The following is a 21,871-nucleotide window of genomic DNA, read 5'->3' as shown; positions in this document are numbered from 1 at the left end:
GGATTCGGTTATGGCCTACACTCAGTGGATTCGGGCCGTTCTGACCACCACCCTCAACGCCTGGAGAATCCCGTGGAAACAATTTCGAACTTCATCTCAGACATTAATGCCCTGGTCTGGGGTCCGCCCATGCTGGTGATGATTCTGGGCGTTGGGCTGTTTCTCAGCCTGGGCCTGAAACTGATGCCGATCCTGAAGCTCGGCGCCGGTTTCCGTCTGATGTGGCAGGGTCGAACCTCCACCGGCGCCGAAAGCGAGGGCGAGATTCCTCCGTTCCAGGCCCTGATGACCGCCCTGTCGGCCACGGTTGGCACCGGGAACATCGCCGGCGTCGCAACGGCGGTGTTCCTCGGCGGCCCGGGGGCGCTGTTCTGGATGTGGCTGACAGCCCTGGTGGGCATGGCCACCAAGTTCTCGGAAGCGGTGCTGGCGGTGCGCTACCGCGAGGTCGATGAGAACGGCAATCACGTGGGCGGCCCGATGTACTACATCCGCAACGGGCTGGGCCGCAAATGGGCCTGGATGGGCGTGCTGTTCGCGGTGTTTGCCGCCATTGCCGGGTTCGGCATTGGCAACACCGTGCAGGCCAACTCGGTGGCCGACGTGATGGAAGCCAACTTTGGCGTACCGCATTTGCTCACCGGAATTATCCTCATGGTGCTGGTGGGCGCCGTCCTGATCGGCGGCATCCGGCGCATCGGTCACGTCGCCAGTGCGCTGGTTCCCCTGATGGCCATCTCTTACCTGATTGCCGGGCTTACGGTACTGGCCATCAACGTGGCGGACATTCCCTCGGCCCTGGCCATGGTCATCCAACACGCGTTTTCACCCATTGCCGCAGAGGGCGGCTTTGCCGGCGCTGCGGTCTGGGCTGCGATTCGTTTCGGGGTTGCCCGGGGCATCTTTTCCAACGAGGCCGGTCTGGGCTCTGCCCCGATTGCCCACGCCGCCGCGCAAACCAAGAGCCCGGTCAATCAGGGTCTGGTGGCGATGCTCGGCACCTTTATCGACACCATCATCATCTGCACGATCACCGGGCTGGTGATCATTACCTCCGGGTTATGGACCAGCGGTGTGTCCGGTGCCGAACTGACCTCCATGGCCTTTGCCGATGCCCTGCCCGGCGTGGGCAATTACCTGGTGGCCATTGCCCTGGCCATTTTCGCCTTCACCACCATTCTCGGCTGGTCCTTCTACGGCGAGCGATGCATTGAGTTCCTGTTCGGCGTCAAAGCCATCGTGCCCTACCGGATCGCCTGGATACTCGCGATTCCGGTTGGCGCCAGCCTGAACCTCGGCATCGTCTGGCTGATTGCCGACACCCTGAATGCCATGATGGCCTTGCCCAACCTGGTGGCGCTGGCCCTGCTTAGCCCGGTAGTGTTCAAGCTGACCCGGGAACACTTTGACCAGCAGCGGTCTGTGGGTCAGGGCGGGTAGCCCTTGTATTTGCTGAGCGCGCGCCCATGGTGAGTAGTAGGGCAATGACAAAACAGACCTGCCCGGACCGTTCGGGCTGAACTGTCCATTCAGTGCCATCGCAGGCAAACCAAGGAGGAGCACAGGTTATGAGTTTACGATTGGGAGACACCGCACCGGATTTCGTTCAGGACTCCACCGAAGGGCAGATTTCCTTTCATGACTGGCTTGGAGACAGCTGGGGCATTCTGTTCTCGCACCCGGCCGACTTCACCCCGGTTTGTACCACCGAACTGGGCCTGACGGCCAAGCTCAAGGACGAATTTGCCAAGCGCAACGTAAAAGCCATCGCGCTCAGCGTGGACCCGGTGGATTCCCACAAGGAATGGATCGCGGACATCAACGAAACCCAGAACTGCACGGTCAATTTTCCGATCATCGCCGACCACGACCGGAAGGTTTCCGAGCTCTACGACATGATCCACCCCAATGCGGACAACAGCCTGACGGTACGTTCGCTGTTCGTGATCGATCCGAACAAAAAAGTACGCCTGACCATCACCTATCCGGCCAGCACCGGCCGTAACTTCAACGAGGTGCTGCGGGTGGTGGATTCACTGCAACTCACGGAAGATCACAAGGTAGCCACGCCCGGCAACTGGACCCGTGGCGAAGACGTCGTGATCGTGCCGTCACTGCAGGATGAGGACGAAATCAAACAGCGCTTTCCGAAAGGCTACAAGGCGGTCAAATCCTATCTGCGAATGACCCCGGACCCGAAAGCCAACTGGAGCGGCGAATAAATTCCGTGCCATAGAACCAAGAAAAGCCGGGCGGTATCAGCCGCCCGGCTTTTTTTATTGCAGATTCAGTCTTAAACCAACTCAGTTTGCCGGAACCACGGCGCCCTGGTATTTGTCCATGATGAACTGCTTGACCTCATCGCTGGCCAGCGCTTCCGCCAGCTTCTTCATGGCATCGCTGTCCTTGTTGTCCGGACGGGCCACGAGGATGTTCACATACGGTGAATCAGAGCCCTCGATCAGCAGCGCGTCTTCGGTCGGGTTCAGGCCCGCTTCCAGCGCGTAATTGGTGTTGATCAGCGCCAAATCAACCTGGCCCAGAATCCGCGGCAGGGTTGCCGCTTCCAGTTCCTTGAAGTCCAGGTCTTTCGGGTTTTCGGCAATGTCCCGCGGCGTGGCGGTGATCTTGCTGGCGTCTTCCAGCGTGATCAGACCGGCTTTCTGCAGCAGCAGCAGGGCACGGCCACCGTTGGTCGGGTCGTTCGGGATGGCAACCACCGCACCTTCCGGCAGCTCGTCCAGCGAATCAATACGGCTGGAGTAGGCGCCGAAGGGCTCGACGTGCACGCCTGTCACACTCACCAGCTCCGTGCCACGGCCGGAGTTGAACTCGCTCAGGTAGGGCTGGTGCTGGAAGAAGTTGGCATCCATGCGCTTCTGATCAACCTGCACGTTCGGCTGGATGTAGTCGGTAAAGACCTTCACATCCAGTTCAACGCCCTGCTCAGCCAGAGCCGGTTTCACGAATTCCAGAATTTCGGCGTGAGGTACCGGAGTGGCCGCCACGGACAGCTCTTCGGCGGACGCGACAGATACGGAAAAGGCAGCGGCCAGGGCCACCAGGGACTGCTTAAGATTCATAATCATCTCCTGCTTCGATTACTTGCGGCTGAAATAAAGCACCAGACGGTCGCCGGCCATCTGCAGCACTTGCACGAAAATCACCAGTAACGCCACGGTAATCACCATGACATCGGTCTGAAAGCGTTGATACCCGAAACGGATGGCAAGATCACCCAGGCCACCACCGCCGATCACCCCGGACATGGCGGCGTAGGATACCAGGGTAATCGCGGTCACGGTGATGCCCGCAATGATGCCCGGCATCGCCTCGGGCAACAGGGCACCGAACACAATCTGTTTGACGTTCGCGCCCATCGCCTGGGTGGCTTCAATAATGCCCCGGTCCACCTCCCTCAAAGAGGTTTCCACCAGCCGGGCAAAGAAGGGCGCACCACCGGCAACCAGTGGCGGAATCGCGCCGGCCACCCCGAGCGAGGTCCCGATCAGCATCACGGTGAACGGGATCATCACGATCAGCAGGATGATAAAGGGCACCGACCGTAGCACGTTCACCACGAACGACAGCACAGCGTAGGCCACCGGCTGCTCCAGCAGCTGGCGCTTGCCCGTCAGAAACAGCAACACCCCGATCGGCAGGCCGATCACCACACTGAACAGCAGGGACATGCCCACCATCACCAGGGTGTCCCAGCTCGCCCAGCCGATTTCAGACCAGTCGACGTTACTGAACAGATCCATGAAAACGTCCATCAGCGCAGCACCTCCACGTGAACATCGGCGGCTTCCAGCGCCTTCATGGCAACCTCAAGGTCGCCACCCACCAGTGACAGCGTCAGCTGGCCGTAAGGGCGATCCTTGATGTGGTCAATCCGGCCGGAAAGAATACTGAAGTCCACACCCGCTTCACGGGCGACACTGCCAAGCAGCGGCTTGTAGGTGGCATCGCCTTTGAACGTCAGGCGCAGGATACGACCATCCGCCTTGCTCAGATCTTCCTGCAGCTCTTCACGATCGATGCTTTCGCTTTCAAACACGAAATCCCGCGTGGTCGGATGCTGCGGATGCAGGAACACTTCACTCACCGGCCCCATTTCTACCACTCGCCCGGCGTCCATCACCGCCACCCGGTCACAGACCCGGCGCACCACGTCCATTTCGTGGGTGATCAGCACAATGGTGAGGCCCAGCTCGCGGTTGATATCCGCCAGCAATTTCAGGACCGACTGGGTGGTCTGCGGGTCCAGCGCGCTGGTTGCCTCATCGCACAGCAGGATGGTCGGACGACAGGCCAGCGCACGGGCTATGCCAACACGTTGTTTCTGCCCCCCGGACAACTGGGACGGATACTTGTTGGCGTGGTCCGACAGGCTCACCCGGGCCAGCAGTTCCTGCACCCGATCGGTGATCTCCGATTTGGAATAGATGCCCGCCAGCTTCATCGGAAAGGCGATGTTCTCCGCCACGGTCTTGGACGACAACAGATTGAAATGCTGGAAGATCATGCCGACCTTGCGGCGGAAAGCACGCAGCTCTGCCGAGCCATAATCGTTGATGGTTTCGCCATCAATCAGGATGCGGCCGCCGGTAGGCCGCTCCAGCAGGTTAATCAGACGCACCAGCGTCGATTTGCCCGCTCCGGAATGGCCGACAATGCCAAACACTTCGCCGGCTTCAATGGTCAGATCAGTCGGATGCAGCGCAGGGATCGCCCGCCCCCCGACCTGATACGACTTCTGTACCTGGTCAAATACAATCACGTTCAGCGCCTTGTGGGTGCAACGGTAAAACGGGCGATTATAGACTATTTGCCCACCAGACCTGAATCCGAAGGATCCCGATCAGGTGGGTAGTTGCCCTTACACAGGCGACAGAAAGGAAAGAACTGGCGGCCGGAGGACCGGCCGGGGCGGGTGTGAACAAGCCCTGCTCAGTGCAGGGCCCTCAATTGCCGGGGGTAGAGCGCTGCGCTCACTTCCGGCTCTTCCAGCAGATTGGCCAGCTCCCGGTCCACGTCGGTTTCCTCGCCCTCTTCCGGCAGGGGCTCGAACAGGGTGCTCAGCCAGCTGGCGATCTTGGGCGCTTCATCGCGCAGATAATCGGACGACAGCGCTTTGATCCGGCGGAACCCGATGATGCGCTGGTGCTTGGGATCGCGGATTTGCTCAAAGCCCCGCCAGTACACCTTGTCACGGGTGTGGAGCTGGACGAACAGGGTATCGATGGGATCCTGGGCGTCGGTTTCCTCGGAATCCGCTCCGGCTTCCGCCGACTTGTCTTTCTGACGGATGGTGGTCCATGCCGGGTAAAGCACTGCAACGGCATCGGCCTCGACATGTTCGCGCGCCGCACGCAGGATCAGACCCCAGCGGGCCTTGTCGGCATCGGTTTCTAGGGAATTAATGGGCAAGTCGTAGCTTTGTTCACTGGACAGCACAATCGCCATCATCGGGGCATCCAGCTCCCCCATGGCTTCGGCTTGTGCAACGGACACCACATCATCGATTGCCATCGGTTGGTTCATAAGACGCTCGCCTCCTCGATGCCATCAGGGAATGAGGGAAGGAAGACCCTTCCCTAAAAACAGCATAGCCTGATACGTACTGAAAGATAAACGTGGAGTTTTAACAAGCAGATCACAACCCCTGCCCGTCAAAAACTTGTTCCAGACGTTCATACTGGCTGAACCAGGGTGCCACTTCTTCAAGCTGGGCCGCCAATTGCAGTAGACGAACCTCGTCGCCGTGGCGCGCACCGAACTGCACACCCACCGGCAAGCCGGCGTCGGTCCAGTGCACCGGCACGGACATCGCCGGGGTGCCGGTGAGATTGGCCAGTTGCGTAAAGGGCGTACGGGCCAGGCTTTCCATGGCCAGCTGATCAACCTGTCCGGATACGTGCAGCAGCTTGCCGGCCCGCAGGGCCAGCATGAGTTTGCCCAGCATTTTCAGCGTGGCCGGCGTGTCCATTTCTCCGATACCGGCCGGCATATGGCCGGTGGTGGGGCACAGGTACATGTCATAGCCACCAAAGAATGCGCCCAGGGCCCGGGCGAAGTCATTCCAGCGCTGCCGGCGCCGGACATAGTCAGACAACGGCATGCTGTCCCCCAGCATGGCAATCAGCCGGGTATCCAGTTCAAAATCAGCGTCGCTGGCGCCGTAGTGTTCCCGGGCACGGGCCATCAGCGCCGAGACTTCCCCGCAATACAGCCCCAGGTAGCTCCGGGCCAGTGCCATACCATCAAATTCAGGCCGGGCGTATTCCACCACGTGACCCAGGTTCTCCAGAATCCGTGCCGTCGATTCAACGGCGGCAACACACTCCGGCGCCACGTCGGTGTCGTAGGGCGATGACGTGAACATGCCGATGCGAAGTTGGCCCGGGGCGTTCTGGTGCAGATCTGTGTATCGGCCAGCAGGCGGGGCAATGTCAAAAGGGTCCCCCGGCGCCGGCCCGCTGAGCAGGTCCAGCATGACCGCACTGTCCCGCACGGTCCGGGTCAGTACGTGATCGCTGGATGCGCCGGTCCAGGCCTCACCCACCTGCGGGCCGCTGGAGATCCGCCCGCGTGACGGTTTAAGCCCGAATAGCCCGTTGTAGGCGGCGGGGATCCGGATCGAGCCGCCGCCATCGTTGGCACCGGCCACAGGCACGATTCCGGCCGCCACAGCAGCGCCGGAGCCGCCGCTGGAACCTCCGGGCGTCAAGGTGGTATCCCACGGATTCTTTGACGCTCCCCAGAGCGCCGATTCGGTGATCGCCTTGAGGCCAAATTCCGGGGTCGCGGTGCGGCCCAGAATCACCAGTCCGCCATCCTTCACCCGACGCACAAACTCGGAATCACGGGTCGCAACATTCCTGGCCAAGCCCCGGCTGCCATAGGTACACGGGTGGCCAGCCTGTTCCTGGGCCAGGTCTTTGAGCAACATCGGCACGCCGGCAAAGGGAGCCTCGGGGGCATAGGGCTGCGCCTGGGCCTCAGAAAACTGCGGATGGCAAATGGCGTTCAGGGTGCCATCCACCCGGGTGGCCCGCTCAATGGCGGCCTCACAGACCTCCCGGGCGCTGACCTCACCGCGTTTGATCAGATCAGCCAGTGCTGTCGCGTCGTACCTCAGGTATTCTGATTGCTTCATCATGGTTCCCGTTTGTTATTGTCTGGTCTGAAAGGTCACGGGTGGAGCACGTATGAACCTCAATCGCTCGAGCTTACGACAGCAGGGCCTGATTTTCATCCTGATAACGGCATTGGCACTGTGCGTCCGGGCAGAGCCTGCGGCCCCGGGGGATGAAGGACAGGATTGGACCCGGGTGGTGCGCAACTCGCCCTACTGGGTCAGCCAGGGTGTGTACACCAACGTGCTGACCATCCGCGACTGGGTCTTGCGGGAAACCAGCTATTGCTCGGCCAGCGACCGCCACATCCTGTTTGATATGCGCGGGCAGTTTCTGGCCTGGATCTCGGACGGCACCACCCGCGACGAGACCCAGACCAAACTCAACGAGACCCGGCGCTCCCTGCACCAGAACAAACGGGTCGACACCTGGGTGCCGGGCGACAGCGGGCAAACCGGCTACCCCTTTGCGCTGGCCTGCGATCAGCCCCATGTGAACCTGGATGAGGCCCTGAATCGTTATCTCGGCCGCGCTCCGGACAACCGGTTGTGGGGAGCCTGGGACGATCTGACCTTTGCGTCGTCCACCGAACCCGGTTCGCTGCACGAGGCACTGATCTATGTCCACCAGACCCGCGTGCAACAGGGCCGAATCGACCTGTCGCCCCAACTCCTGCCCCATCTGGCCGGACAGATCCTGATTGAAAGCGGGGGCCGGCAACGTGCCCACTCCACGGCCAACGCCCGCGGCATCCTGCAATTATCGCCTTCGGCGCTGTCGGACTGTCAGATCCGGCCCAAGAACTACTGGCATCGGCTGGCCCAGATTGACTGCGCGCTGCGCCTGACCAACCAGAACGCCCGCAATCTTCGTCCGGTATTCGAGCAACGCTTTGGCCATCTGCCGGAGCAGAAGCAGGATCGGCTGTTTCACCTGTTGCTGATCCAGGCTTACCACGGCGGTGCCGGGCGCGTCACTGCACTGCTGACCGACGATACGCTGGCCAAGCCAGCGGGCTATTTTGCCGAACACCATGAACGCTTCAGCGCCGGGGACATTGCCTTTGGCATGGTATTTCACAATCTGGGCCGGGACCGGCTCGGGCTGGCCTCGCTGTATTACGTTGCTGACGTCGAGCTGGCGATGGAAACGCTGTGTCGCACGCCGGAAATCACGAAAACGGACTTTTGTGCATGGAAGTAGCTTTCCTGCCTGCAGACCTGAGCCTGACCATCGCGCTGGTGCTGCTCGCCAGTTCTGTCCTGACCTCACTGATTACCGCCACCCTCGGTGCCGGCGGTGGTGTGCTGCTGCTGGTGTTGATGGCGGGCTGGCTGCCTCCGGCGGCGATCATTCCGGTGCATGGCATGATTCAGCTTGGCTCCAATGCGGGCCGGGCCACCCTGACCTTCCGACACATCAACTGGCCGGTCATCGCGGCCTTTGCTCCCGGTGTGCTGGTCGGCACCTTGCTGGGGGCCTGGCTTCTGGTCGATCTGCCCGAACCGGTCTGGCAGCTGGCCATTGCCCTGTTTGTTCTCTATCTGTGCTGGGGCCCGCCGCTGCCCAAGGCCTCGCTGGGTGCCGCCGGTACGTTTATGACCTCGGTGCTGACCAGCTTTGTCAGCCTGTTCGTGGGCGCCACCGGCCCGCTGGTGGCGGCGTTCATCAAGCAGATCCGGGCCGACCGCTTTTCCACCGTGGCCACCTTCGCGGCGGCCATGTGCCTTCAGCATGCCCCGAAGGCGCTGGTGTTCACCCTCGCCGGATTCGTCTTTCCGGACTGGCTGCCATTTATCCTCGCCATGATCGCCAGTGGCTTTGCCGGCACCTGGATCGGCCTTCACCTGCTGAAATCCTTCAGCAACCAGTGGTTCCACCGGCTGTTCAACCTGGTACTAACGGCCTTGGCGCTCAGACTGATCTGGCTGGCCGGGGCAGACTGGCTTGCGTGATTGGGGCCCCGGGGCGCTGACCTCTCAGAATGTTCATGGTCATCGGCCACCTCTGGCGTTACCCTAGGTTCATACCGTTGTAGTCAGCCCGAAGCGATCCGCCCCAGTCATGAGCAACACAGCCCCCCATGCCCGCCAACTCGGCGAACTGATGTGTGAGGTCACCGAGCAGGTGCTCTGGCGGCCGGCCGCCCCGTGGGTTCGGGAGCGGATTCCCGGCAGCACCCTGGCGTGTCGGACCGGGTCCGGCCAGGCTACCTACCATCGGTTCGACCCGCGCCGGAAAGAGCACCAGATCACCTACGGGGTGCGGATGATTGAAGCCAAATACTCGGCGGAGTCGGCCCAGGGCTGGCTGTCCAGCCGAGAAATCCAGCGCCGTTGCTACTTCGACGGGGAAGTCAGCCCCCTGAACCTGCTGGCCCATACCTGCTGCCATGAATTTGCCCATCTTCTGCAACAGAGCGCGGGCAAGCGTTTTCGCGGCTCCGTTCACAACCGGCATTTCTACGCCATTCTGGACAACCTCCATGAGAGCGGTGGTGCCGAGGCGGCGCGCCAGACCCTGGCGGACGAGGCCGCCAGACAGGCATTGGCGCTGCCTGACACGCCGTTCAAGCTGCCAGACCCGAACCAGATCCGCCGGCAGTGGCGGGTCGGAGAGCGGGTGGTGTTTGGCCAGGAGCCGAAGGAAATTCAGGGCCGGATTCTCCGGATCAACCGGAAAACCTGCACGGTGGAAGGCACCGGTTCCGCCCGGGGTGTGCGTTACCGGGTGCCCCTGCCAATGCTGCACTCAGTCAGCTAACACCTTGTCGCGCCGCCCGGTGCTGCTGGCCTCGACCCGGTGGGCCTCCAGCAATGCGCGAATCTCCGGCAGGCAGGAGCCGCAGTTGGTGCCGCAGCGCAGAGCCTGCCCCAGCTCCGCCACGCTGTCGGTGCCCGCTCGAATTGCACGGGTGATCTGTTTTTCCCCCACCTGGAAACAACTGCACACCAGAGCCCCGGTGTCCTCCACCTCGACCGTGCGGCCAGCCAGCAGGTATCGGCGCTGCTCGTCACTCAGCACGGTTGCGTTGAAGCACTGATCCAGCCAGGCCAGATCCGGCAGGGCCTCCGCGCAAGTATCCACCAGCAGCACCGCCTGCAACTGACCATCGACAATTCGGGCGGCACGGTATCGGCCGCTTGCCGGATCATCAACGAACACCTGTGGCCGGCCGCCGAGCCAGAGCTCCGACTCACGGGGCCAGTCCACCGGCTGGTTGCTGGCCAGCCACCAGCTGTCGCAGTGCAGTAATGGCTGACGTGCCCAGTAACCATCAGGGCAGACTGCCTCCGCACGCCAGCCGCTGGCATCGCGGCGCATCAGGCGGGCTTGCCAGCGGGTCGGCAGCGGCGCGAGATCCGCGACACCGTGTTTGCCCTCTGGCTGGCCGGAGATCGGGTCTGTCACCGGCTGCATCAGTTCGGTGGCGACGCCCCGGGCGGTGAACTGCCGGTTCCAGTGAATCGGCACGAACACCTCACCGGAGCGCTGGTCCGACGTGACGCGGACCCGCCCGACAAAGCTTTCACCGCTTGTCCCCGTCAGTCGGGCCAGTCCACCTTCCACCAGGGCATAGCGCCGGGCGTCCGTGGGATGAACCTCCATGAACGGTTCTGACCGGTGTGCCAGTAACCGCGGTGCCAATGCGGTACGGGTCATGGTGTGCCACTGATCACGGATGCGGCCGGAGTTCACGATCACCGGGTGCCGGTGCGACGGCCGCTGGCCGGGTGCCATCGTCTCAACCGGTACCATCCGTGCGCGGCCATCCGGCGTCGAGAACCCACCCTCGGAATACAGGCGCGCTGTGCCGGCGAAACGTCCGGCGGAATCCACCTGCACCGGCCACTGCACCGGCGTCATCTGGTCATACTCGGCTGCGGACAGGCTTGCCATCACGCCGATATCGAACTGACGCCGGCCACCACTGGCCGTCACCGACAGGCCCGAGAGCGCGGCATGTTCGCGGAAGATATCCACCGGCGCCTGATAAGCAAAGGCGTCGCCATGACCCAGGGCGTCGGCAACGGCGCTCATAATCCACCAGTCCGGGCGCACCTCGGCCGGCAGAGGCAGAAAACCGCGCTGGCGCGATATGCAGCGTTCGGAGTTGGTCACGGTGCCGTCTTTTTCGCCCCAGCCGGCGGCGGGCAGCAGGATATTGGCGTAGCGTGTGGTGTCGGTCTCGGCCATGCAATCGGAGACAATGACCGTCGGGCAACGCTCGAGCGCTGCCCGCACCCGGGCCGAATCGGGCAGACTGACCGCCGGGTTGGTGCCCATAATCCACAGCACTTTGATGTCGCCCCGGTGCACCGCCTCGAACAGGTCCACCGCTTTCAGGCCCGGCTGTTCCGGTATACCGCGACAGCCCCAGAATTCGGCCACACCTGTCCTGGCGCCGGGGGTGTCGTAGTCCATGTGCGCCGCCAGCGTGTTGGCCAGACCACCCACCTCACGACCACCCATGGCATTGGGCTGGCCGGTCAGTGACAACGGCCCGGCGCCGGGGCGGCCGATCCGGCCGGTGGCCAGATGGCAGTTAATAATGGCGTTGGCCTTATCGGTACCGGCATTGGACTGGTTGATGCCTTGCGAAAACGCGGTCACGGTGCGCGAGGTCTCGGCAAACCAGCGGTAAAACAGCTCCACATCGGCGTCCGGGAGGTCACACTGCCGGGCTACCGAAGCCGGGCTGGCCGCGGATGCCCGGGCGGCACCCATTGCCGCCTCGAAACCGGTGCAATGCCGGGCAACGTAGGCTTCATCCACGGCCCCTTCCTGCCACAACCAGTGCAGCAGGCCATTGAACAGGATGGTGTCGGTTCCCGGTTTCAGTTTCAGATGCAAATCTGCCAGCTCCGCGGTCGCGGTTCGGCGGGGATCGATCACCACGACCCGGCGGCCGGGGCGCGATGCGGCCTGCATCCGCTGGTACAGCACCGGATGGGCCCAGGCCGCGTTGCTGCCAGTCAGTACCAGCAAGTCCGCCAGCTCCAGGTCCTGATAACAGCCGGGCACGCAATCCTCACCGAACGCTCGTTTGTGGGCGGCCACGGCCGAGGACATGCACAGGCGTGAATTGGTGTCGACATGGGGCGTGCCGATGAAGCCTTTCGCCAGCTTGTTGGCGACGTAATAATCTTCGGTGAGCAACTGCCCCGACAGGTAAAAGGCGACCGACCCCGGGCCATGCGTTGCCAGCGCCTGAGCAATCGCCGTGGAGACTTCGGCGACAGCATCGGGCCAGCCGGTTTCCCGGCCATGCACGCGGGGGCGCAGTAGCCGGCCCGTTGGCACCAGGGTCTCGTGCAGGGCCGAGCCTTTCACACACAGACGCCCCAGGTTGGCCGGATGCCGGCTGTCTCCGGCCACGCCGTCGGTTTTGGCCATCACGCCACAGCCAACGCCGCAATAGGGGCAAGTGGTGTGCGTCGCGGCAGTGAGCGATACCGTGTTATCCACGCAGATCCTCCCGGGAAAACGCAAAAAGCCTGTGTCCTTGGATCCGCTGAATCGGATGCAAAGGGCACAGGCCTCGTCGCCATGATTAGATTGTGGGCGGAACGGTTATCCGCTCCTTTTGGAAAAAGATTGCAATAACGGGGCCATAGCTGCCGGGCCCGGTCCCGCCGCCGCGCAGCCGATGCAGACGTCCCCCAAAGCCTTGCCCACAGCGGCCCTGGGGCACGCCATCAATGCAGGGTTGGTCCGACAGCACCCACCGCCGTGCCATTGCGCCGCGCTCAGCGGCCTCAAGTTAGTGCGGCAACGCAAGAGGTCGCACCAAAACCGAACACGCTGCCGGGAGTCAGCCACAGGCCCGCGCACCGAAAAATCCTTTAGCCTCTGTTTTTGTTGAGGTTTCCCCTGATGGCACAGAGTGTGCTCAGGGCTAACTGACGAATACACAAACGAAAAATCAGGGCCTCTGTTGCAAGAGCGCTCCGCAGGCATAGGCGCCTGTCTTCCGGTCCACGGAGGACAGGCGCTTTTTTTTCGACAGCAGAAAGTCGAGAGGTAGGACACCATGAAGACACAGCAGACAGACAGAAAAGGAACACTCAGGAAACTGGCCGGCGTAGCCATGGCGGCCTCACTGATCGCCGGTGTTGGGCCGGTGCAAGGCGCCATCGGCGAGCCCGAAAAAGCCGACCTGAAACTCGGGTTTATCAAGCTGACCGATATGGCACCGCTGGCGGTGGCCTGGGAACAGGGCTTCTTTATGGACGAAGGCCTGTTTGTGGAACTGGAAGCACAGGCCAACTGGAAAGTGCTGCTCGACCGGGTGATTACCGGCGAACTCGATGGCGCCCACATGCTGGCCGGACAGCCTCTGGGCGCCACCATTGGCTACGGCACCCAGGCTAACATCATTACCGCCTTCAGCATGGACCTGAACGGCAACGGCATCACCGTATCCAACGATGTCTGGGACACCATGAGCCAGCACATCGAAAAAGAGGGCGACAAGCCGGTTCACCCGATCAGTGCCAGCGCCCTCAAGCCGGTGGTTGAGCAATCGCGCGCCAAAGGTGAACGGTTCCGCATGGGCATGGTCTTCCCGGTGTCCACCCACAACTACGAGTTGCGTTACTGGCTGGCCGCCGGCGGCCTGCACCCGGGCTTCTACGCGCCCCAGCGCGGTGACACCAGTGGCACCCTCGAAGCAGACGTGCACCTGTCGGTAACTCCGCCACCACAGATGCCAGCCACCATGGAAGCCGGCACCATCGCGGGTTATTGCGTGGGTGAGCCCTGGAACCAGCAAGCGGTGTTCAAAGGCATAGGGGTGCCGGTGATCACCGACTACGAAATCTGGCCCAACAACCCGGAAAAGGTCTTCGGTGTCACCGAATCCTGGGCCGAAGAAAACCCGAACACTCACCTGCGCCTGTTGCGCGCCATGATCCGTGCTGCGCACTGGCTGGATGAGAACAACAACGCCAACCGCGAAGAAGCCGTCGAGATTCTCGCCCGGCCAAGCTACGTAGGAGCGGATGCCGAGGTCATCGCCAACTCCATGACCGGAACCTTCGAGTATGAGAAAGGCGATGTCCGGGAAGTGCCGGACTTCAATGTGTTCTTCCGCTACAACGCCACCTATCCGTACCCGTCCGACGCCATCTGGTACCTGAGTCAGATGCGCCGCTGGGGCCAGATCGCTGAGGCCAAGCCGGACGACTGGTACATGCAGACCGCCGCCAAGGTCTATCGCGGCGATATCTACGCCCAGGCCGCGCAGTCATTGATCGACGAAGGTCTGCTCAGCGCCGAGGACTTCCCTGACTTCAGCGAAGAAAACTTCGAACGTCCGTTCCAGGGCGAGCTGATTGATGGTGTGGCCTTCACCCCGCGCCAGCCCAACGCTTACATCGACAGCTTTGATATCGGCCTGAAAGGCTCCGACACACCGTAACCGGGCGTCGTCCAGGAGAGTACTATGAACACGCTAACCACCACCGCCCGTCCCGAGCAAAACGTCTGGCTGAAATCCCTGGCCAGCCGCTTTGCCGGCATCGACTGGGCCCAGACCGCCAGGCAGCTGTTGCTGCCTGCGCTCGGCATCCTGATCTTCCTCGGCTTCTGGCACCTGACCGCGCCGCGCATCGACACCTCTCTGGGGGCGTTTCCGGGGCCGGCCCAGGTCTGGGAGCAGGGCGGTCAACTCTGGCAGGAGCATGAAAACCAGCGTGAACGGGCGGACAAGTTCATTACCATGCAGGAAGAACGCAACGCCCGCATCCTGGCCAAGAACCCGGACGCCGAGGTCAAGATCCGCGACTACCCCGGTGCGCCAACCTTCATTGATCAGATCGGCACCAGCCTGGTCACCGTGCTGGCCGGCTTCGTGCTGGCAACGCTCATCGCCGTTCCCCTGGGCATCGTGTTCGGACTGAACCGGCATTTCCAGGCTGCGGTAAACCCGCTGATCCAGGTGTTCAAGCCCGTGTCGCCGCTGGCCTGGCTGCCACTGGTGACCATGGTGGTCTCGGCCACCTACGTCAGCGACGATCCCCTGTTCGAGAAATCCTTCCTGACCTCCATGATCACCGTCACCCTGTGCAGCCTCTGGCCGACATTGATCAACACCAGCGTCGGCGTGGCGGCGGTGAACCCGGACCTGCTGAACGTCTCCCAGGTGCTGCGGCTCCCCTTCCTGACCCACGTGCGCAAGGTGGTGCTACCGTCGTCCGTGCCGATGATTTTCACCGGCCTGCGGGTGTCTCTGGGGATTGCCTGGATGGTGCTGATTGCCGCGGAAATGCTGGCCCAAAGCCCCGGCCTCGGCAAGTTCGTCTGGGACGAATTCCAGAACGGCAGCAGTCAGTCCCTGAGCCGGATCATGGTTGCGGTACTGACCATTGGCTTCATCGGCTTTCTGCTGGACCGAGTCATGCTGCTGATCCAGAAAAAAGTCGCCTGGAACGAATAACGGAGAACACCATGAGTAAAACCCATCTGGAACTGACCGGCGTCGACATGAGTTTCGACACCCCCAAGGGCTCTTTCCTGGCGCTGGACAACATCAATCTCAAGATCAAGAAAGGCGAGTTTGTCTCACTGATCGGCCACTCCGGCTGCGGCAAATCCACCGTGCTGAACATCGTTGCGGGACTGCTGCAGGCCACTCGGGGCGGCTGTGTGCTGGACGGCCACGAAGTGAACGCACCCGGCCCGGAGCGGGCCGTGGTGTTCCAGAACCATGCCCTGATGCCCTGGCTGACGGTGTATGAGAACGTGGAACTGGCGGTCCAGCAGGTTTTTCGCAAGACCATGACCAAGCAACAGCGCAAGGACTGGATCAACCACAACCTGGAACTGGTCAACATGGCGCACGCCGCCAGCAAGCGGCCCGGGGAAATCTCCGGCGGCATGGCTCAGCGGGTCGGTATCGCCCGGGCGCTCGCGATGAAACCCAGCGTGCTGCTGATGGATGAACCCTTCGGGGCACTGGATGCCCTGACCCGGGCCCATCTGCAGGATTCGCTGATGGATATTCAGAAGGACCTCAATAACACCGTGATCATGATTACCCACGATGTGGACGAGGCAGTGCTGCTGTCAGACCGCATCATCATGATGACCAACGGCCCGGCAGCGACCGTGGGTGAAGACCTGCGCATTGAGCTGCCACGCCCGCGCAACCGGGTGGAGCTGGCCGACGATCCCACCTATGTGCATTACCGGCAGGAGGTTCTGAAGTTCCTGTACGAAAAGCAGCGCAAACTGGAAACCATCGCGCCTCGCCGGAGTCCGCAGCCGGCAGCGGCCGACGAGGAACCCGAAGCCGCCAGAGCCGCCCGCGTCTGAACCGGGCTACTTCAACACATCGGCCATGGACACCAGGGCGCGGGCGACTTCGGTCAGTTTCTTGCCCTGATCCATGGCCAGCTTGCGCAACAGGCGGTGAGCCTCATCATTATCAATGCCCCGGTGATCCATCAGCAGCAGCACGGCTTTCTCCTGAGTACGGCGCTCTTCGAGGGCATCCCGGGCGCTCCTGAGTTCATCGTCCATCTGCTGCAGGCGTCGGGTCTGTTCCTGAAGCAGATCGAACAGGGACCGACCGAACCGCTCACCCACGCCGTCACTGTCCCAGGCCTTCCCAGTGCGCGCCTCTTCGCCCGAGTCGCACAGCACCAGCACTGGCTGCGGACCGCTGTCCTCGGCACCCAGCGAGGCAATGAGGGTTTCCTGATGGGCCAGCGAATTACGCGCTTCGGCGAAGCGCTCCACGCATCGGCTGTGGAAACAGCCCTCTACCGAGTCCTCCACCGTCTTCAGTTCGTCCATTCGATCGGACATCAGGGCAAACCAACGATCCGCCAGCTCCGGGTCCAGTGACTTGTACCGCCCTACCGAACAGCCCAGCTGACGCAGACGCTCTATTTCCGCTTCCCGTGGATTTGCCCGCAGGCTCTGCCAGAGCGCCCGGCTGTGGTCATCGACGAAACTGACAAACACCTCGAAACACCGTTCTTGCGCCTCAATAAGGTGCATCATGCGCTTCGACTGGGCATTGCTGAAGCAGCCCCTGGAAAACCCGGCCGAGCCTACCGCCCGCTCCTGACCACACAGTTCCTTGCCGTTCATCAGGTGCACCATGGCCACCAGCAGCCCGGCGATGGACGGATCGACCGCCGTTTCCGCGGCCTCAAACACCACGGTAATCATCTCGTGAACGAGCCGACTGTAGGCTTCCGTGGCGTCTTCGACCAACAACGCCTGACTCTCTACGCTTGCCCGCAGAGGCGGCAGCTGCGCCAGTCCATGCAAGGCGCTGGCAAGCCCGTTGAGCAGACGGCTACTGACCGGATGGGCGGTTAACTCCTCGTGCACCTCGGTCAGGGCCTGCTCAAACAACCCGCACAGACGATCCGATTCCTGCACCGTCGCGCGTCGTTCGGCGGCAAATTTCTCACCCGCCGAGCCCAGAAACACGTTGGTCGCGCCTCGCTCGCGCTGCAGCCCGTGCACCAGGTTACTGATGCTCTGCACAACCTTTCCCATCTGCAGGAAATACTGAAGATTCATCAGCTCGCACTGGCGCGAGGCGATCAGATAATCCGCGGCGGAAGGCGTGGCGTTCCCTTGCGGCTGTTTCCTGGTACTCATGGCATGACTCCGATTAAAAAACTCCAACACTCCACAATGGAGCAATTAACGGGCCACTACGCGGCCTTAAAAATGGGCGCCCGCCCCAGTTCGGGGCAGCTTTTCCGCTGGCTGTCCGGACATTTCGCGCCGAAATTACGCCAACTCATTGATTTTAAACAATTCAAAAAACTGGCATGAAGATCGCTAATTAACCGGTAAGGATGAACGTCTCGGCCACGGAATCGGCCGGATCATCAGATCATTGTTGTTGGCATTGGTGCCGGACCATCGACTCCCCCCGGGGATGAGATGCTCCGGCTTTTTTCGTTCTTCACATCAGAGAAACCAGGATGAACCGGAACAACGAGCGCACCCTGATCGTCTGCGGCCACGGCATGGTGGCCCAGCGATTCCTGGAGGAACTGACGGCAGACGCCGGGGCGCCGTTTCAGAACATCGTGGTGTTCAGTGGCGAGCCTCAGCGTGCCTACAACCGAATCCAGTTGCCGGCGCTGCTCAGCGGAGAGGCGGACGAAGCCAGTCTGGCGCTGCAGCCGGATGACTGGTTTGACGCCCGGGGTATCCGGGTTCACTGCGCCGAATGGGTCAACGACATCGATCGCAGCGCCCGCACCGTCACCACCAGCACCGGTCGTACCCAGCCCTACCACACCCTGGTGCTCGCCACTGGCTCCCGACCCGCCAGTCTGGGAATTGCCGGCGAAGATCTGCACGGGGTGAGCTACTTCCGCGACCTCGGCGACGCCCGGCGACTCATCGAGCAACGCGAGCACCGACGCCGTGCCGTGGTGGTGGGTGGCGGTTTTCTGGGACTGGAAGCGGCCGATGGCATGCAGCGGCTTGGCCTGTCGGTGACCGTTCTGCACCGCTCCGGACACCTGCTGAACCGGCAACTGGACCGCACCGGCGGAGAGATACTGGCCGAACAACTCAGCGGCCGCGGGCTGGACATTCTGACCCACTCCGCGCCGATCCGAATTCTGGGCACCGACGATGTTCATGCGGTGCAGCTGGCCGATCAAACCCTGATCAGCACCGACCTGGTGGTCATCGCCACCGGCATCGTGCCCAACCGCGAACTGGCCCAAGCCGCCGGCCTGGCATGTGGCCGGGGCATCCGGGTCAACCGGCGGATGCAGACCAGCGATCCCGCTATCTACGCGCTCGGGGAATGCTGCGAGGTGGGCGGCGAAACCTTCGGACTGGTGGAACCCGGTTACCAGCAGGCGCGGGTGCTGGCTGATGTCCTGCGCGACTCAAAGAGCCCCTCGGCGTTTGAGAGCGCTGTGCTGTCCACTCGCCTGAAAATCAGTGGCCTGCCGGTGTTCTCCTGCGGCCTGCAACAACCCGACGAGCGCACCGAATCCCTGACCTGGCGGGATCTGGAGACCGCCACCTACGGCCACCTGATGATTCGCGACCATCGCCTGGTGGGCGCTGTGCTGCTGGGCGACACCAGCGCAGGCGCCTGGTACCAGGAGCTGATCAAGGAACAAACCGAGGTCGGGTCATTCCGGGCCCAGCTGCCCTTTGGCAAACCGTTTTGCGAGGCGGCGGCCTGAACCGCCCGCCGATGAGAGAGGACATTATCATGACGAAAAAGAACCTGATCGTGGTTGGCAATGGCATGGTTGGCCATCACTTCCTGGAGCAGTTTGTAGCCAGCGATGCCGCAACGGGCTACCGGATTCTGGTGTTCGGCGAGGAAAAACTACTGGCTTATGATCGTGTTCACCTGTCGGAATACTTTGCCGGTTCCAGCCATGCCGACCTGGCCATGGGCACGGCTGACTGGTACCGGGACAAGGACATCGACCTGCATTTGGATGAGCAGGTCACCGGCATCGACCGTGAACACCGGGTGGTCGCCACATCCCAAGGAGAATACCCCTACGACGAGCTGGTTCTGGCCACCGGTTCCTATCCCTTCGTACCGCCGATCGACGGCCACGACCGGGAACACTGTTTCGTCTACCGAACTCTCGAAGATCTCGACGCCATTCGGGCCAGCGCCGAGGGCGGTAAAACTGGCGTGGTGGTGGGCGGCGGCCTGCTCGGACTGGAAGCCGCCAACGCGCTCAAAAGCCTTGGCCTTGAAGCCCATGTGGTGGAGTTCGCGCCGCGCCTGATGCCGGTGCAGCTGGATGCCGATGGTGGTGCCCTGCTGCGGCAGAAGATCGAGGATCTGGGCGTGTCGGTGCACACCGAGAAGGCCACCACTGCCATCGTCGAGGGTGAAGCCGCCCGTCTGCGCATGAACTTCAGCGACGATACCAATCTGGAAACCGACCTGATCGTGTTCTCCGCCGGCATCCGGCCCCAGGATACCCTGGCCCGGGCCAGTGGCCTGGACGTGGGTGAGCGGGGTGGCATCGTGGTCAACAATCAGTGCACCACCTCCGATCCACACATTCACGCCATCGGCGAGTGTGCGCTCTGGAACCAGCGTATCTTTGGTCTGGTGGCGCCGGGCTACACCATGGCCCGCACCCTGTCAGGGGCGCTCAACAAGGATCCGGACGCAGCCTTCACCGGCGCCGATATGAGCACCAAGCTCAAGCTGCTGGGGGTGGACGTCGGCTCCATTGGCGATGCCCACGGGCAAACCCCGGGCTCCCGCAGCATTCGCTTCAACGACGAACAAGCCGGTTACTACCGCCGCATGGTGGTCAGCGCCGATGGCAGGAAACTGCTGGGTGCCATTCTGGTGGGGGATAACAGCAAGTACGATACCCTGCTGCAATACGCCCTCAACGGCATCGACCTGCCCGAAGCCCCGGAAAGCCTGATTTTGCCTGAAGGCCAGGGTGACGCCCCGACCCTCGGCCCGGATGCCCTGCCGGATACGGCCGCCATCTGCTCCTGCCATAACGTCACCAAAGGTGATATCTGCGGTGCCATCGACGCCGGCTGCTCAGATCTGGCCAGCGTCAAGGGCGAAACCAGGGCCAGCACCGGTTGCGGCGGCTGTACCGCCCTGCTCAAGACCGTGGTCGACAGTGAACTGGCCAAACGCGGCGTCGAGGTCAGCAAGGATCTGTGCGAGCACTTCCCGTACACCCGTCAGGAGCTGTTCCACCTGGTGAAAGTGAACGGCATCCGCACCTTCGGGACCCTGATCAGCCAGCACGGCAAGGGCCATGGCTGCGACATCTGCAAGCCGGCCGTGGCGTCCATCCTGGCCTCCTGCTGGAACGAGCATATCCTGGCCACCGACCACGTGCCGCTGCAGGACACCAACGACACCTTCATGGCCAACATGCAGAAGAACGGCACCTACTCCATCGTGCCACGGGTGCCCGGCGGCGAAATCACTCCGGACAAACTGATGGTGCTGGGCCAGGTGGCCAAGGAATACGACCTGTATACCAAAATCACCGGCGGCCAGCGCATTGACCTGTTCGGCGCCACCCTGAGCGAACTGCCGGAAATCTGGGAAAAACTCATCGCCGCCGGTTTTGAGACCGGCCACGCCTACGGCAAGGCCCTGCGCACGGTGAAGTCCTGCGTCGGCAGCACCTGGTGCCGTTACGGCGTGCAGGACAGCGTGGGCATGGCGATCGAGATCGAGAACCGCTACAAGGGCCTGCGCGCGCCCCACAAGGTAAAAATGGCGGTATCCGGCTGTGCCCGCGAGTGCGCCGAAGCCCAGAGCAAGGACTTCGGTGTGATCGCCACCGACAAGGGCTGGAACCTGTACGTCTGCGGCAACGGCGGTATGCGCCCGCGCCACGCCGACCTGTTCGCCACGGATCTGACTGACGAAGAGCTGATTCGCACCATCGACCGGGTAGTGATGTTTTACGTGCGCACCGCGGATCGCCTGCAACGCACCAGCGTGTGGATGGAAAACCTCGAGGGCGGCCTGGAATACCTGAAGCAGGTGGTTCTGGAAGACAGCCTGGGCATCTGCGCCGAGCTTGACCAGCACATGGCCGACATCGTCAGCACCTATCAGTGCGAGTGGAAAACCGCCGTCGAGAATCCGGATCAGCGCAAGCGCTTCCGGGAGTTCGTCAATGCGCCGGCACAGAAAGACCCGGTTCAGCAGTGGGCCGAAGAACGCGGCCAGAGACGGCCGCTCGCTGATCCCGCTTAAGTTC

General features: G+C 62.3%; 18 protein-coding genes. 11 read left to right on the top strand and 7 right to left on the bottom strand.

Going from position 1 to position 21,871, the window contains the following annotated elements:
- Positions 1–72: 72 nt before the first annotated feature.
- Both LPB19_RS04760 and LPB19_RS04755 read left to right on the top strand, forming a co-directional pair.
- Positions 73–1,440 (top strand): alanine/glycine:cation symporter family protein, encoded by a 1,368-nt coding sequence (locus LPB19_RS04760; protein ID WP_206644965.1) that lies wholly within the window; start codon positions 73–75, stop codon positions 1,438–1,440.
- 128 nt (positions 1,441–1,568) lie between these two features.
- Positions 1,569–2,222 (top strand): peroxiredoxin, encoded by a 654-nt coding sequence (locus LPB19_RS04755; protein WP_206644964.1) that lies wholly within the window; start codon positions 1,569–1,571, stop codon positions 2,220–2,222.
- An 81-nt stretch (positions 2,223–2,303) separates the two neighbouring features.
- Here the strand turns inward: LPB19_RS04755 and LPB19_RS04750 are convergent, their stop codons facing one another.
- The 5 genes from LPB19_RS04750 to LPB19_RS04730 all read right to left on the bottom strand — a co-directional run bounded on the left by LPB19_RS04750 (position 2,304) and on the right by LPB19_RS04730 (position 7,162).
- Positions 2,304–3,083, bottom strand: a complete 780-nt coding sequence (locus tag LPB19_RS04750; RefSeq protein ID WP_206644963.1) for a MetQ/NlpA family ABC transporter substrate-binding protein — start codon at positions 3,081–3,083, stop codon at positions 2,304–2,306.
- Positions 3,084–3,101: 18 nt separating this feature from the next.
- The gene (locus tag LPB19_RS04745) at positions 3,102–3,776 is read right to left on the bottom strand and encodes a methionine ABC transporter permease (RefSeq protein WP_206644962.1); all 675 of its coding nucleotides are present in this window, start codon (positions 3,774–3,776) and stop codon (positions 3,102–3,104) included.
- Positions 3,776–4,783 (bottom strand): methionine ABC transporter ATP-binding protein, encoded by a 1,008-nt coding sequence (locus LPB19_RS04740; protein WP_206644961.1) that lies wholly within the window; start codon positions 4,781–4,783, stop codon positions 3,776–3,778. The genes LPB19_RS04745 and LPB19_RS04740 overlap by 1 nt, the downstream gene beginning before the upstream one ends.
- Before the next feature lie 170 nt (positions 4,784–4,953).
- A complete protein-coding gene (locus LPB19_RS04735) occupies positions 4,954–5,547 on the bottom strand; it encodes a hypothetical protein (RefSeq protein WP_206644960.1) in 594 nt (197 codons plus the stop codon).
- A gap of 112 nt (positions 5,548–5,659) precedes the next feature.
- Positions 5,660–7,162 (bottom strand): amidase, encoded by a 1,503-nt coding sequence (locus LPB19_RS04730; protein WP_206644959.1) that lies wholly within the window; start codon positions 7,160–7,162, stop codon positions 5,660–5,662.
- Positions 7,163–7,214: 52 nt separating this feature from the next.
- Here LPB19_RS04730 and LPB19_RS04725 point away from each other — a divergent pair, with 52 nt between their 5' ends.
- From LPB19_RS04725 to LPB19_RS04715, 3 genes are all read left to right on the top strand, one after another.
- Positions 7,215–8,345 carry a lysozyme family protein gene (locus LPB19_RS04725; RefSeq protein WP_206644958.1) on the top strand — a complete coding sequence of 377 codons (1,131 nt, stop codon included), beginning with the start codon at positions 7,215–7,217 and terminating at the stop codon, positions 8,343–8,345.
- Positions 8,336–9,097: a sulfite exporter TauE/SafE family protein gene (locus LPB19_RS04720; RefSeq protein ID WP_206644957.1), complete on the top strand. Its 762-nt coding sequence runs from the start codon at positions 8,336–8,338 to the stop codon at positions 9,095–9,097. Before LPB19_RS04725 ends, LPB19_RS04720 begins: the two co-directional genes overlap by 10 nt.
- Positions 9,098–9,206: 109 nt before the next feature.
- Positions 9,207–9,905 carry a hypothetical protein gene (locus LPB19_RS04715; protein ID WP_228289213.1) on the top strand — a complete coding sequence of 233 codons (699 nt, stop codon included), beginning with the start codon at positions 9,207–9,209 and terminating at the stop codon, positions 9,903–9,905.
- Here the strand turns inward: LPB19_RS04715 and LPB19_RS04710 are convergent.
- The gene (locus tag LPB19_RS04710) at positions 9,894–12,611 is read right to left on the bottom strand and encodes a nitrate reductase (protein WP_228289212.1); all 2,718 of its coding nucleotides are present in this window, start codon (positions 12,609–12,611) and stop codon (positions 9,894–9,896) included. The two genes, LPB19_RS04715 and LPB19_RS04710, sit on opposite strands and share 12 nt — an antisense overlap.
- Positions 12,612–13,233: 622 nt before the next feature.
- Between LPB19_RS04710 and LPB19_RS04705 the strand changes: the two genes are divergently transcribed.
- The 3 genes from LPB19_RS04705 to LPB19_RS04695 are packed head-to-tail and all read left to right on the top strand — an operon-like array spanning position 13,234 to position 16,460.
- Positions 13,234–14,565 (top strand): CmpA/NrtA family ABC transporter substrate-binding protein, encoded by a 1,332-nt coding sequence (locus LPB19_RS04705; protein WP_228289254.1) that lies wholly within the window; start codon positions 13,234–13,236, stop codon positions 14,563–14,565.
- A 24-nt stretch (positions 14,566–14,589) separates the two neighbouring features.
- On the top strand, positions 14,590–15,582 hold the full coding sequence (locus LPB19_RS04700) for an ABC transporter permease (RefSeq protein ID WP_206644955.1): 993 nt from the start codon (positions 14,590–14,592) through the stop codon (positions 15,580–15,582).
- Positions 15,583–15,593: 11 nt separating this feature from the next.
- Positions 15,594–16,460, top strand: a complete 867-nt coding sequence (locus tag LPB19_RS04695; protein ID WP_206644954.1) for an ABC transporter ATP-binding protein — start codon at positions 15,594–15,596, stop codon at positions 16,458–16,460.
- A 6-nt stretch (positions 16,461–16,466) separates the two neighbouring features.
- Here the strand turns inward: LPB19_RS04695 and LPB19_RS04690 are convergent, their stop codons facing one another.
- Entirely contained in the window at positions 16,467–17,765 is a 1,299-nt protein-coding gene (locus LPB19_RS04690) for a nitrate regulatory protein (RefSeq protein WP_206644953.1), read from the bottom strand.
- 3 nt (positions 17,766–17,768) lie between these two features.
- Between LPB19_RS04690 and LPB19_RS04685 the strand changes: the two genes are divergently transcribed.
- The 3 genes from LPB19_RS04685 (at position 17,769) to nirB (ending at position 21,867) form a co-directional block, all read left to right on the top strand.
- Positions 17,769–17,945 (top strand): hypothetical protein, encoded by a 177-nt coding sequence (locus LPB19_RS04685; protein ID WP_206644952.1) that lies wholly within the window; start codon positions 17,769–17,771, stop codon positions 17,943–17,945.
- 152 nt (positions 17,946–18,097) lie between these two features.
- Positions 18,098–19,330 (top strand): NAD(P)/FAD-dependent oxidoreductase, encoded by a 1,233-nt coding sequence (locus LPB19_RS04680; protein ID WP_206644951.1) that lies wholly within the window; start codon positions 18,098–18,100, stop codon positions 19,328–19,330.
- A gap of 29 nt (positions 19,331–19,359) precedes the next feature.
- Positions 19,360–21,867 carry a nitrite reductase large subunit NirB gene (gene nirB / locus LPB19_RS04675; RefSeq protein ID WP_206644950.1) on the top strand — a complete coding sequence of 836 codons (2,508 nt, stop codon included), beginning with the start codon at positions 19,360–19,362 and terminating at the stop codon, positions 21,865–21,867.
- Positions 21,868–21,871 lie beyond the last annotated feature (4 nt).

It is taken from the genome of Marinobacter salinisoli, from assembly GCF_017301335.1.
Taxonomy (GTDB): Bacteria; Pseudomonadota; Gammaproteobacteria; order Pseudomonadales; family Oleiphilaceae; genus Marinobacter; species Marinobacter salinisoli.
This window is presented reverse-complemented; position numbering and strand designations above follow the sequence as displayed.

Excerpts from the sequence above, each read along its gene's own strand:
- LPB19_RS04735 (WP_206644960.1), bottom strand. The coding sequence starts at position 5,547 with ATGAACCAACCGATGGCAATCGATGATGTGGTGTCCGTTGCACAAGCC.
- LPB19_RS04745 (WP_206644962.1), bottom strand. The coding sequence starts at position 3,776 with ATGGACGTTTTCATGGATCTGTTCAGTAACGTCGACTGGTCTGAAATC.
- LPB19_RS04695 (WP_206644954.1), top strand. The coding sequence starts at position 15,594 with ATGAGTAAAACCCATCTGGAACTGACCGGCGTCGACATGAGTTTCGAC.
- LPB19_RS04730 (WP_206644959.1), bottom strand. The coding sequence starts at position 7,162 with ATGAAGCAATCAGAATACCTGAGGTACGACGCGACAGCACTGGCTGAT.
- LPB19_RS04690 (WP_206644953.1), bottom strand. The coding sequence starts at position 17,765 with ATGAGTACCAGGAAACAGCCGCAAGGGAACGCCACGCCTTCCGCCGCG.
- LPB19_RS04715 (WP_228289213.1), top strand. The coding sequence starts at position 9,207 with ATGAGCAACACAGCCCCCCATGCCCGCCAACTCGGCGAACTGATGTGT.
- LPB19_RS04725 (WP_206644958.1), top strand. The coding sequence starts at position 7,215 with ATGAACCTCAATCGCTCGAGCTTACGACAGCAGGGCCTGATTTTCATC.
- LPB19_RS04720 (WP_206644957.1), top strand. The coding sequence starts at position 8,336 with ATGGAAGTAGCTTTCCTGCCTGCAGACCTGAGCCTGACCATCGCGCTG.
- LPB19_RS04685 (WP_206644952.1), top strand. The coding sequence starts at position 17,769 with ATGACTCCGATTAAAAAACTCCAACACTCCACAATGGAGCAATTAACG.
- LPB19_RS04755 (WP_206644964.1), top strand. The coding sequence starts at position 1,569 with ATGAGTTTACGATTGGGAGACACCGCACCGGATTTCGTTCAGGACTCC.
- nirB (WP_206644950.1), top strand. The coding sequence starts at position 19,360 with ATGACGAAAAAGAACCTGATCGTGGTTGGCAATGGCATGGTTGGCCAT.
- LPB19_RS04750 (WP_206644963.1), bottom strand. The coding sequence starts at position 3,083 with ATGAATCTTAAGCAGTCCCTGGTGGCCCTGGCCGCTGCCTTTTCCGTA.
- LPB19_RS04680 (WP_206644951.1), top strand. The coding sequence starts at position 18,098 with ATGAACCGGAACAACGAGCGCACCCTGATCGTCTGCGGCCACGGCATG.
- LPB19_RS04700 (WP_206644955.1), top strand. The coding sequence starts at position 14,590 with ATGAACACGCTAACCACCACCGCCCGTCCCGAGCAAAACGTCTGGCTG.
- LPB19_RS04705 (WP_228289254.1), top strand. The coding sequence starts at position 13,234 with ATGGCGGCCTCACTGATCGCCGGTGTTGGGCCGGTGCAAGGCGCCATC.